At 61.8% G+C, this 8,963-nt stretch carries 9 protein-coding genes; 6 read left to right on the top strand and 3 right to left on the bottom strand.

The window, feature by feature from the left end:
- Positions 1-277: 277 nt before the first annotated feature.
- Together AB4Z51_RS25980 and AB4Z51_RS25985 are read left to right on the top strand one after the other, a co-directional pair.
- Entirely contained in the window at positions 278-634 is a 357-nt protein-coding gene (locus tag AB4Z51_RS25980; protein ID WP_135216115.1) for a PilZ domain-containing protein, read from the top strand.
- Between the two features lie 54 nt (positions 635-688).
- The gene (locus AB4Z51_RS25985; protein ID WP_135216114.1) at positions 689-1,663 is read left to right on the top strand and encodes an ABC transporter substrate-binding protein; all 975 of its coding nucleotides are present in this window, start codon (positions 689-691) and stop codon (positions 1,661-1,663) included.
- A gap of 53 nt (positions 1,664-1,716) precedes the next feature.
- Here the strand turns inward: AB4Z51_RS25985 and AB4Z51_RS25990 are convergent, their stop codons facing one another.
- On the bottom strand, positions 1,717-2,010 hold the full coding sequence (locus AB4Z51_RS25990) for a DUF3551 domain-containing protein (RefSeq protein ID WP_441498267.1): 294 nt from the start codon (positions 2,008-2,010) through the stop codon (positions 1,717-1,719).
- Positions 2,011-2,859: 849 nt separating this feature from the next.
- Here AB4Z51_RS25990 and AB4Z51_RS25995 point away from each other — a divergent pair.
- The 3 genes from AB4Z51_RS25995 (at position 2,860) to AB4Z51_RS26005 (ending at position 5,441) form a co-directional block, all read left to right on the top strand.
- A complete protein-coding gene (locus AB4Z51_RS25995) occupies positions 2,860-3,969 on the top strand; it encodes a DUF937 domain-containing protein (protein WP_135216113.1) in 1,110 nt (369 codons plus the stop codon).
- Positions 3,970-4,063: 94 nt separating this feature from the next.
- Positions 4,064-4,558: a hypothetical protein gene (locus AB4Z51_RS26000; protein ID WP_063983612.1), complete on the top strand. Its 495-nt coding sequence runs from the start codon at positions 4,064-4,066 to the stop codon at positions 4,556-4,558.
- 259 nt (positions 4,559-4,817) lie between these two features.
- A complete protein-coding gene (locus AB4Z51_RS26005; protein ID WP_244623321.1) occupies positions 4,818-5,441 on the top strand; it encodes a septal ring lytic transglycosylase RlpA family protein in 624 nt (207 codons plus the stop codon).
- A 78-nt stretch (positions 5,442-5,519) separates the two neighbouring features.
- Here AB4Z51_RS26005 and AB4Z51_RS26010 read toward each other — a convergent pair whose 3' ends face one another.
- Positions 5,520-6,395, bottom strand: a complete 876-nt coding sequence (locus AB4Z51_RS26010) for an MBL fold metallo-hydrolase (protein WP_135216112.1) — start codon at positions 6,393-6,395, stop codon at positions 5,520-5,522.
- Between the two features lie 146 nt (positions 6,396-6,541).
- On the opposite strand from AB4Z51_RS26010, the gene AB4Z51_RS26015 reads away from it, so the two are divergent.
- Positions 6,542-7,525, top strand: a complete 984-nt coding sequence (locus AB4Z51_RS26015; protein WP_135216111.1) for a glycerophosphodiester phosphodiesterase family protein — start codon at positions 6,542-6,544, stop codon at positions 7,523-7,525.
- Here AB4Z51_RS26015 and AB4Z51_RS26020 read toward each other — a convergent pair.
- Positions 7,522-8,963, bottom strand: a 1,442-nt coding sequence (locus tag AB4Z51_RS26020) for an ABC-F family ATP-binding cassette domain-containing protein (RefSeq protein ID WP_441498268.1), incomplete at its 5' end; no start/stop codon positions are given. The genes AB4Z51_RS26015 and AB4Z51_RS26020 overlap by 4 nt on opposite strands.

Raw genomic sequence — 8,963 nt, forward strand, 5'->3', positions numbered from 1 at the left:
CGTGCCCGGGCCTGTCCCGGGCATCCACGTATGTGTGTCCGTGCGGCACAGATCAGATGGCCGGGCCAAGTCGAAAGCACGACCATCCTCTAGTAACGTCGTCGTCAAGCCGTTCGAATTAACCACCAATTCGATCCAATTTTAATAAGACAACAACGCTGCTTGTTAGCGTGAGCCGCACAGATCAACGTGCGGGAATTGCCGTTTTCCGGATATCGGCGGGACCGGGAAAGTGACTTCGTCGAGTGCGATCGTCTTTCATTGGGAGCATCTCGCCATGATCGAACGTCGTGCAATGAAGCGCATACCGATCAACCGGGCCGCGCGGCTATCGTTTGGTGAAATTCACGGGACTCATCCGTGCCTGGTGCGCGATATCAACGCCTTGGGTGCCCGCATTTCCACGCCGTACTACATATTTGCCGACGAGTTTGTGTTGTCGTTCGACGGCCATTCCGGAATTTTCTACTGCCGCGTCGTATGGAAAAAGGAGACGCTCTGCGGCGTTTTATTCCTCCTGCGTCGTCGCTCGCCAAAAGCAGCGAACGATTCCGGCGCGCGCGCAAATGTGGTGCGACTTGATCGCCGGCTCGTGTGCCGCGGCGGGGTCTTTAGCCCGGAAGTATCGACCTGACTCCTCGCCCGCGCGGGTGCATATTGCAGCGGTAGGGCGTCGCGAGGTGACCGAATGAAACGCCGCAATCTTGTCGCGCTTCTCGGCGCTGCGGTGACCGTCATGCCCCTCGCGGCCCACGCGCAGCAACCCGCGGTGCCGCGGGTTGGCTATGTCTGGGGTGGCGTTCGCGGGACGGACTTGTACTACCAGACCGGCTTCCGTCGGGGACTTGCGGACCTGGGATATGTCGTGGGGCGCAACCTGCTGCTCGAAGAACGCTACGCCGACGGAGAGCCGGAGCGCGTTCCCGCATTGATCGCTGAACTTCTCACGCTCAACGTTGATGTTCTCGTGACTCCAGGCACACCAATTTCGCAGGCTGCGCAACGTGCAACGTCCACGGTGCCGATCGTCTGCATGAGCGGAGATCCGGTCAGAGCCGGTCTTGTGGCAAGCCTTGCCCGACCAGGCGGCAATATCACCGGGCTGTCGCAGCTCTCGGGCGAATACGGTGTCAAGTGGGTGGAACTGCTGAAGGAGGCGGCACCGAAAGTGCACCGTGTCGCAGTGTTGTGGAATCCTGACAATCCGACGACCGCCAACCAAGTCGAACTCATGCAGAAAGCGGCGCCCGGTCTCGGTATCGAGCTGACGGCTCTCTCGATACGGCGCGCGGACATCGACAACAGCTTCGCCGCGCTTGGGGAGAGAGGCTTCGATGGTCTCGTCGTCACCGACGATCCATCGCTGATACCCCTCGTTCCCCGCCTGATCGAGTTCACTGCAGAGCGGCGCTTGCCGGCGATCTATCCATTCCGCGACTCGGCTCAGAGAGGAGGACTGATGTCGTACTCGGCCAACCTTTTCAAACTATGGCAACGCGCTGCAAGCTATGTTGATCGCATTCTGAAAGGGGCCCGTCCGGCGGAGCTTCCCGTCCAGCAGACGACGGATGTGATCCTGAATATCAACCTCAAGACCGCCAAGGCTCTTGGTCTCGACATTCCCATGACGCTGTCCGCCCGAGCCGACGAGGTGATCGAATAGCAACGGAAATGCTGCGCGCGAAAATTGCGCTTGGCAGACTGTCGCCGGGCGTATCAGTATGGGATTGATGAACGCAAGCGGCCGCCTGATAGCCTCGCCTGCGGTCGCTGCCAATACGGGTTCTCCACGCACATCGCGGAAAGTCCGATCGCCGACGCTCGGCACTGATCCCATGACGTATAAGCGCATTCGAAATAGGTGCTGCCACCCCACTCCCATCTCTGAAGGCAGACGGGGTGGCTGGGATCGTAAGTTTGGGCTGTAGCCGAGGCGATCGCCAGGATCGCCGCACTGCCCAGGATTAGCCAACGGAGCATCCACATCGCCGCCTCCTCCAAATGGATCATCCAAGCTTTCCGGCTCGACCGCCGCTCATGTGGAGACAGAAGACGTTTGCGACGCTATAGCTCCTGCGTCGTCGCTCGACGAAAGCGGCGAACGAGTCCCTCGCGCCCACATCGGCACCTCTGCGCTCGCCCCAGGCCGGCGGACATAACTCATCCGATAAGTGGCCCTGAGCCTTGCTCGGAAAGACCCTGCAGCCGCCATCCTGCAATATCACTGGTCTTTCCGCATTGCTCGCAAATCAGGTGAGAGCATCCCCTAGCTCGTCCCCGCTGAACGTTCTCGCGGGAGGCTTCACATCCGCAGCGCGGGCAAGCTAGCGCCGCGCGCCCGCATCCAGGGCTTGCGAGCAAGAAACTGGCGAAGTTCGATACGCGGTCGACGATCCTTCTGATCAATTTGGATTATCCAAACGACGGCCCCGGACTTGGGTTGAGTGTGAGGTTCCGGGACCGTCATCGAGGCGCGGACCGCAGCCCACCCGCGCACTGCCAGTAACGTGGATGTCCGCGCGACGAACAATTGTCTTCTGGTACAATCCCACTGCGCGTCATCATGCCCGCTAGCGGGCATTGCGGTGCTCGGAGCCGATAGCCAATCCTGGCCCGTCAGCGAAACATCGATGCCTCTCAACCAGGTCCGCCTGATGGGCCGCAGCGCACTGGATATCTCGCGCCGAACTCTTCGCATTTGCCCTGTACCGAAGACCTTTGATCTGGATCAAGGAGTCGAACTATCGATGCAATCTCAACTTGGGCGATAGGCGCCGTTCGGAACCATCGACGCCTGTCACATCAAATTCGCGAATTAGGGGGCAACCAACAGACCTGCAACGTAGTGGAGAGACCGCCATGGCCGTCAATCTCATTTCAGCTGCACAACAGCTCCTGACCCCTGAAGTCATTGCGCAGATTTCCTCCTTTCTTGGGATGGACCGAAGCGCGACGCAGAAGGCCGCAATAGCGGCCATCCCGACCATACTGGCCAGCCTGTCGGATCTGGTCGGAACCCCGGCCGGCGCCAATCAACTGTCAAAGCTGCTGTCACAACAGCAAGGCAGCAATCCCATGGATATGTTGCGCAACGCCGGCGCCCCGGACCTGGCTCAGACGGGTTCGAGCATGTTGTCCGGACTGCTTGGAGGCCGAACCATGGATACCATGGCCCAGGCGATCGGGAGTTTCGCGGGAATGGGCGATGGCGGCGGCAAGTCGTTACTCGCCGTGGTCGGGCCGCTGGTCCTGGGTATGCTCGGCAAGCAGCAGCATGACGCCGGGATGGATGCAAACGGACTGGCATCGCTTCTGCGCTCGCAGAAAGATCAGATCATGGCGGCGATTCCATCGGGCCTCAGTGATCAACTCGGCGCCGCGGGCCTGATCGACAAGGCACGCAGTGGAATGGCCACTGCCGCCGCCACAGGGAGCCGGATCGCCGGCGTTTCCGGCGCTACTGGCGCGAGCCAGGCCGCCATGGCCGCCGGCCGGTCGCAATGGCCATATTGGCTCGCCGCGCTCGTTATCGTTGCCGGGCTTGCCATATATGCGCTTCAGCGTCCGACCGAGCCGACGGTCGCTCAGAGTACAAACATTACGCGGCCCTCAACCGGAACTGTGGGCATGGCGCCCGCGGATCTGACCGTTGACGGCGTGAATCTGGCGAACCAGGTCAATTCGTCCCTTGGTACGCTGCAGGCTCAACTGCCGACCATCACCGATGAAGCTAGCGCGCAGGCGGCCCTGCCGAAGATCAACGACGCCATCTCACAGCTGGATGGCGTCACGGCACGAGCTGCCAAGCTTTCTCCGGAAGCGCGACGCGCGCTTGCCAAGCTGATCGTCGCGGCGGCGCCGGCCATCAATCAGATGTGCGACAAGGTCTCGGCGACACCGGCCGGCACGATCGCAAAGCCAGTGATCGACAATCTTCGTGCCAAGCTCGACCAGTTGGCGAAAGCCTGAAAGCCAGAGACGTCACACGCAATAAACTCGCCACACTTCAGGACGGGACGTGTTTCCCACCCTCCCGTCCTGCAAGATGAAAGGAGAAGACTCCATGGCCGACAAGACCAGTTTCACCAAGGATGAATGGGCGCTCCTCCTGAGAAGCCCGATGAATGCTGGAATGGCCATTACGGCTGCCGAACCGAGCGGATTGTTTGGCCTTCTGAAGGAATCATTTGCTGGCGGCACCGCGCTCGCCCAGGCGGCCACCGATCCCAATGCCAACCCCTTGGTAAAGGCTGTGGTCGCCGACTTCCAGACGAGCGACGGCCGGGCCGCGGCTCATGACGGGTTGAAGGCAGAGCTCGGCAAGAGCACGCCGGCCGAGATCAAGACCAAGACAATCGCATCGTTGCATGAAGTCACGGCGCTGCTTGCTGCGAAAGCTCCGGATGATGCCGCGGCTTTCAAGGGCTGGCTGCGTCAGATTAGTCAAAAGACGGCTGAGGCTGCATCGGAAGGCGGAGGGTGGTTCGGTGGGGGCGTTCAGGTCAGCGACGCCGAGAAAGCAACCCTCGGCGAAATCTCCAGCGCGCTTGGCATCTGATCTCGGTGGGCCGCACGGCCCACCTCTACGCGCCCTGCACCATTGGTTTGCGGGATGCCAGAGCCGCTGGCTTCCCCAAGGCCAGCGGCTGTTCTTTGCGGCGATGTGCGGGCAGTTGGGCAAATTCTCGTTGCGCGTCGGCTGGGCGCTGACCGAAATGGCAACTCCGCTGCCTTCCACGGCAACGTTGACATATGTCAAAGCCGGCAATTCCTGGAACCGAACTACTCCAACCAGCTGAGGCGCTGGGGGGGCCATCATGAAACGATGGAGCGGTCAACCTGCACTGCTCGCTGCTACCGCGATTGCTGCGTCATGCATCGCATTCGATGGTGGAATTGACTCTGCGCATGCGAAGTTCGGTCGAATAACGAAGTCGGCGATTGTCCCTGGCGCAACGCCGCTGGAAGTGCATGACCATACCCGCGACGCAAACGGTTCGCCAAACGCCAACGACCTCCCCTCGCTTGCCACGAAATCACCCCGACGGCGTCAGCGCGCAGCAGGGCAAGGCCCGAAAGCTCACGGCGACATTCGGCGCGCAACGCATCGGAAGAGCAACCATCAGCATGCATTTCATAAGAAACATCCTAGAAGGGAAACCCCACTGTTCGGGCTTGCGAGTTTCTACTCGGAAGACCAGATGACCGCGAGTGGCGAGAGGTTCAACAAGCATGCGCTGCATGCGGCGCATCCGTCCTTGCCTTTCGGAACGCGCCTGCGCGTGACTAATGTCTTGAACAAAAAGTCCGTGATCGTGAGAGTCAACGACCGTGGTCCATTTGTTCATGGACGCATCATCGACGTTACATCGGGTGCGGCCCAGGCCCTTGGAATGATCAAGATCGGCGTGGTCAATGTCACGCTTGAAATCGTTCGATAATGGCCGCCTATTTCATATATCGACGGCGGCCGGGCCGTGATCAATACGGCGGGAAAGGACTGATTTGGGCGTACAGGCCTAGTCCCGCTTGAACCGATAGTCGAACGCCCCATCCAGCGGCTTGATCAGCCCGACCGTCGGCGCCGGAAAATGGATCGGCAGGATCAGCGTGTCGGTATCCGCAACGGAGGCGAAGAACTTTCGCCGCGAGACCGCCGACTGCCTGGCATCCCAATCCGGCTTCGCCGACCAGTCCGGCTCGCGGCACTGGATCTGGTGATGCATGAGATCGCCCGCGACCACCGCGCGGCTCCCCTTCGAAAAGATATTCACGCAGCAATGACACGGTGAATGCCCCGGCGTCGGCGTCAGCGTGACGGTGTCATCGAGCGCGTAGTCATCGTCGACCAGCAGCGCCTGCCCGGCCTCGACGATCGGCAAGCAGTTGTCGCGGAAGACGGTGCCGGGCGGGTTGTTGCCTTTGGCATTCTCGGCCTCCCAGGCCGCGTACTCGCCCTTGTGAAAGACGTACTTTGCATTCGGAAACGTCGGCACCCAGCGCCCGTCGCGCAAGGTCGTGTTCCAGCCGGTGTGGTCGATGTGCAGATGCGTGCAGAAGACGTAGTCGATCTGCTCGAAAGAGATGCCGAGCGCGAACAATTCGTTGCGCCAGCGCTCCTTGCCCGGAAAATCGAACGGCGGCGGATGGCCCTTGTCCTCGCCGGTGCAGGTGTCGACGAGGATGGTGTAGCGCGGCGTGCGCACGACAAACGTCTGATAGGTGATCACCATCATGCCGCGCGCGGCATCGAACACCTCCGGCTCCATCGTCGGCAGATGACGGGCGAACACGCCCTCGTCATAGGCCGGGAAGAAATCCTGCGGCCGCCGCCACGGCCCTTCCCGCTCGATCACCGCATCGATGGTGATGTCGCCGATCCGCAGTTGCTTCATGGTTGTTCGCTCCCTTTTTGGGAGGAAACGTAGCGGGCGACATAGGACCGTTCAAGCCGCGAGGCGTACAGGCCTCCCATGCACCCCGATTGCCGCAAATCAACCTCAAACGCCGCCGACGATAACCCTGGAATGGGGAATATCTGTTGGGCAGGAAACTCAGAGTCGTCACGGCAGTCCTGATTGCCGTGGCCGCGGGCGTCTACATCAACAACACCGATCTGCTGGCGCCGCATCGCGACGGCAAACCGGTGCTGCTCGCGCATCGCGGTATGGCACAACGGTTTGACGAGCGCGATGTGAGGAACGACACCTGCACCGCCGCGCGAATGTTGCCGCCGGCGCATGACTACCTCGAGAACACCCTCCGTTCGATGCATGCGAGCTTCGACGCCGGCGCCGATGCGGTCGAGCTCGACGTGCACCCGACGACCGACGGCGAATTCGCCGTTTTCCATGACTGGACTCTCGACTGCCGTACCGACCGCCAAGGCGTCACGCGCGAACAGAGCATGGCGAAACTGAAAATGCTTGACATCGGCTACGGCTACACGGCCGACGGCGGCAAGACATTCCCGTTTCGCGGTAAAGGCATCGGGATGATGCCGACATTGTCGGAGGTGTTCGCCGCCTTCCCTGACAAGAAACTCCTGATCAACGTGAAGAGCCGAGACCCAAACGAAGGCGAGAAACTTGCCGCCGTGCTGAACGCGCTCCCGGCCGAGCGGCGCCGGACGATCATGGTCTATGGCGGCGACGAGCCCATAGACGTGATCCGTGGCCTCACCCCTGATGTCCGCACCATTTCGCGCGGGGCCATCCGGAGCTGCCTGATCCGCTATATCGGCTATGGCTGGACCGGCCTGATGCCAGCCGCCTGCCGCAACGCGATGGTGCTGGTACCGATCAACGCCGCGCCCTGGCTATGGGGCTGGCCCGATCGCTTCCTCAATCGCATGACCGACGCCAACAGCGCGGTCTTCGTGCTCGGCCCCTACAGCGGCGGCGAGTTCTCCACCGGCATCGATACGCCCGAATTGTTCGCCCGGCTGCCGCAAGCCTATTCCGGCGGGATCTGGACCAACGAGATCGAGGCGATCGCCACGATCTCGCGCAAGAGCAAAAACTAGCTCCGCAACCCCGGCGCTTCCTGCCCGGTGCGCGCGACATATTCCGTGTAGCCGCCACCGAACTGGTGGATGCCTTCCGGCGTCAGTTCCAGCACGCGGTTCGACAGCGTCGCCAGGAAGTGGCGGTCATGCGAGACGAACAGCATGGTGCCCTCAAAATCCGCCAGCGCCGTGATCAGCATCTCCTTGGTGGCGAGGTCGAGATGGTTGGTCGGCTCGTCCAGCACCAGGAAGTTCGGCGGATCGAACAGCATCTTGGCCATCACGAGGCGCGCCTTCTCGCCGCCCGACAGCACGCGGCAGCGCTTCTCGACGTCGTCGCCGGAGAAGCCGAAGCAGCCGGCGAGCGCGCGCAACGAGCCCTGCCCCGCGGTCGGAAACTGCTCTTCGAGCGACTGAAACACGGTGCGCTCACCGTCGAGCAGATCCATCGCGTGCTGAGCGAAATAGCCCATCTTGACGCTGCCGCCGACTGCCACCGTGCCCTCGTCCGGCTCGCTCGCACCGGCGATGAGCTTGAGCAGCGTCGACTTGCCGGCGCCGTTGACGCCCATCACGCACCAGCGCTCCCTGCGGCGGATCATGAAATCGAGGCCGTCATAGATGCGCTTGCTGCCGTAACCCTTGTAGACGTTCTTGAGCGCCACGACGTCCTCGCCCGAGCGCGGCGCCGGCGGAAAATCGAACGCCACGGTCTGGCGGCGGCGCGGCGGCTCAACCCGCTCGATCTTGTCGAGCTTCTTCACCCGGCTCTGCACCTGGGCCGCATGAGACGCGCGCGCCTTGAAACGCTCGATGAACTTGATCTCCTTGGCGAGCATGGCCTGCTGGCGCTCGAATTGCGCCTGCTGCTGCTTCTCGTTCTRCGCCCGCTGCTGCTCGTAGAACTCGTAATCGCCGGTATAGGTCGTGAGCGATCCGGAATCGATCTCGATCACCTTGGAGATCACGCGGTTGATGAACTCGCGATCATGCGAGGTCATCAGCAGCGTGCCTTCGAAATCGTGCAGGAATTTTTCCAGCCAGATCAGGCTTTCGAGATCGAGATGGTTGCTCGGCTCGTCGAGCAGCATGACGTCGGGGCGCATCAAAAGAATACGCGCCAGCGCCACGCGCATCTTCCAGCCGCCGGAAAGCTTGCCGACGTCGCCGTCCATCATCTCCTGGCTGAAGCCGAGGCCGGACAGCGCCTCGCGCGCGCGGCCGTCGAGCGCATAGCCGTCGAGTTCCTCGAACGCGTGCTGCACCTCGCCATAGCGCGCGATGATCTCGTCCATCTGGTCGGCCTTGTCGGGGTCGGCCATCGCGGCCTCGAGCTCGCGCAACTCGGCTGCGACCTCGCTCACGGGACCTGCGCCATCCATCACCTCGGCCACGGCGCTGCGGCCGCTCATCTCGCCGACGTCCTGGTTGAAATAGCCGATGGTAATGCCACGAT

Origin of the sequence: Bradyrhizobium sp. 2TAF36 (assembly GCF_052114925.1) — a bacterium.
Taxonomy (GTDB): Bacteria; Pseudomonadota; Alphaproteobacteria; order Rhizobiales; family Xanthobacteraceae; genus Bradyrhizobium; species Bradyrhizobium barranii.

Excerpts from the sequence above, each read along its gene's own strand:
- AB4Z51_RS25985 (WP_135216114.1), top strand. The coding sequence starts at position 689 with ATGAAACGCCGCAATCTTGTCGCGCTTCTCGGCGCTGCGGTGACCGTC.
- AB4Z51_RS26010 (WP_135216112.1), bottom strand. The coding sequence starts at position 6,395 with ATGAAGCAACTGCGGATCGGCGACATCACCATCGATGCGGTGATCGAG.
- AB4Z51_RS26005 (WP_244623321.1), top strand. The coding sequence starts at position 4,818 with ATGAAACGATGGAGCGGTCAACCTGCACTGCTCGCTGCTACCGCGATT.
- AB4Z51_RS25980 (WP_135216115.1), top strand. The coding sequence starts at position 278 with ATGATCGAACGTCGTGCAATGAAGCGCATACCGATCAACCGGGCCGCG.
- AB4Z51_RS25995 (WP_135216113.1), top strand. The coding sequence starts at position 2,860 with ATGGCCGTCAATCTCATTTCAGCTGCACAACAGCTCCTGACCCCTGAA.
- AB4Z51_RS26000 (WP_063983612.1), top strand. The coding sequence starts at position 4,064 with ATGGCCGACAAGACCAGTTTCACCAAGGATGAATGGGCGCTCCTCCTG.
- AB4Z51_RS25990 (WP_441498267.1), bottom strand. The coding sequence starts at position 2,010 with ATGATCCATTTGGAGGAGGCGGCGATGTGGATGCTCCGTTGGCTAATC.